Raw genomic sequence first — 2,115 nt, 5'->3', positions numbered from 1 at the left:
TATGGTTAAGTCCTCGATCTATTAGTATTCGTCAGCTCCACATGTCACCATGCTTCCACCTCGAACCTATCAACCTGATCATCTTTCAGGGATCTTACTAGCTTAACGCTATGGGAAATCTCATCTTGAGGGGGGCTTCATGCTTAGATGCTTTCAGCACTTATCCCTTCCGCACATAGCTACCCAGCTATGCCCTTGGCAGAACAACTGGTACACCAGCGGTGCGTCCATCCCGGTCCTCTCGTACTAAGGACAGCTCCTCTCAAATTTCCTACGCCCACGACGGATAGGGACCGAACTGTCTCACGACGTTCTGAACCCAGCTCGCGTACCGCTTTAATGGGCGAACAGCCCAACCCTTGGGACCGACTACAGCCCCAGGATGCGATGAGCCGACATCGAGGTGCCAAACCTCCCCGTCGATGTGGACTCTTGGGGGAGATAAGCCTGTTATCCCCGGGGTAGCTTTTATCCGTTGAGCGATGGCCCTTCCATGCGGAACCACCGGATCACTAAGCCCGACTTTCGTCCCTGCTCGACTTGTAGGTCTCGCAGTCAAGCTCCCTTATGCCTTTGCACTCTACGAATGATTTCCAACCATTCTGAGGGAACCTTTGGGCGCCTCCGTTACTTTTTAGGAGGCGACCGCCCCAGTCAAACTGCCCACCTGACACTGTCTCCCGGGTCGATAAGACCCGTAGGTTAGAATTTCAATACAGCCAGGGCGGTATCCCACCAGCGCCTCCACCGAAGCTAGCGCTCCGGCTTCAAAGGCTCCCGCCTATCCTGTACAAGCTGTACCAAAATTCAATATCAGGCTACAGTAAAGCTCCACGGGGTCTTTCCGTCCTGTCGCGGGTAACCTGCATCTTCACAGGTACTATAATTTCACCGAGTCTCTGGTTGAGACAGTGCCCAAATCGTTACACCTTTCGTGCGGGTCGGAACTTACCCGACAAGGAATTTCGCTACCTTAGGACCGTTATAGTTACGGCCGCCGTTTACTGGGGCTTCAGTTCAGAGCTTCGCTTGCGCTAACCCCTCTCCTTAACCTTCCAGCACCGGGCAGGTGTCAGCCCCTATACTTCGCCTTACGGCTTCGCAGAGACCTGTGTTTTTGCTAAACAGTCGCTTGGGCCTATTCACTGCGGCTTTCCGTTAAGAAAGCACCCCTTCTCCCGAAGTTACGGGGTCATTTTGCCGAGTTCCTTAACCAGAGTTCTCTCGCACACCTTAGGATTCTCTCCTCGCCTACCTGTGTCGGTTTGCGGTACAGGCACCTTTTATCTCGCTAGAAGCTTTTCTTGGCAGCGGGGAATCAAAGACTTCGCTCCATAAGGAGCTTCCCCATCACAGCTCAGCCTTTGCGGTAAGCGGATTTGCCTACTTACCAGCCTAACTGCTTGGACGTGCACAACCAATCGCACGCTTCTTCTATCCTTCTGCGTCCCTCCATTGCTCAAACGATAAAGAGGTGGTACAGGAATATCAACCTGTTGTCCATCGCCTACGCCTGTCGGCCTCGGCTTAGGTCCTGACTAACCCTGAGCGGACGAGCCTTCCTCAGGAAACCTTAGGCATTCGGTGGACGGGATTCTCACCCGTCTTTCGCTACTCATACCGGCATTCTCACTTCTAAGCGCTCCACCAGTCCTTACGATCTGACTTCACAGCACTTAGAACGCTCCCCTACCACTGATACCATAGGTATCAATCCGCAGCTTCGGTGGTGTATTTAGCCCCGGTACATTTTCGGCGCAGAGTCACTCGACTAGTGAGCTATTACGCACTCTTTAAATGGTGGCTGCTTCTAAGCCAACATCCTAGTTGTCTAAGCAACTCCACATCCTTTTCCACTTAATACACACTTTGGGACCTTAGCTGGCGGTCTGGGCTGTTTCCCTTTTGACTACGGATCTTATCACTCGCAGTCTGACTCCTAAGGATAAGTCATTGGCATTCGGAGTTTGACTGAATTCGGTAATCCGATGAGGACCCCTAGTTCAATCAGTGCTCTACCTCCAAGACTCTTACACTTAAGGCTAGCCCTAAAGCTATTTCGGGGAGAACCAGCTATCTCCAGGTTCGATTGGAATTTCTCCGCTACCCACACCT

Annotated in this window: 1 rRNA gene (running past one end of the window); it reads right to left on the bottom strand. The window is 52.2% G+C overall.

The features are described 5' to 3' along the window. Position 1: 1 nt before the first annotated feature. A 23S ribosomal RNA gene (locus CN326_RS12435) occupies positions 2-2,115 on the bottom strand (it continues 809 nt past the right edge of the window).

The sequence above is a fragment of the Bacillus sp. AFS018417 genome, from assembly GCF_002560985.1.
Taxonomy (GTDB): Bacteria; Bacillota; Bacilli; order Bacillales; family Bacillaceae_G; genus Bacillus_A; species Bacillus_A rhizoplanae.
Note: the sequence above shows the minus strand (reverse complement) of the source record. Positions and strands in the feature narration are given on the sequence as shown.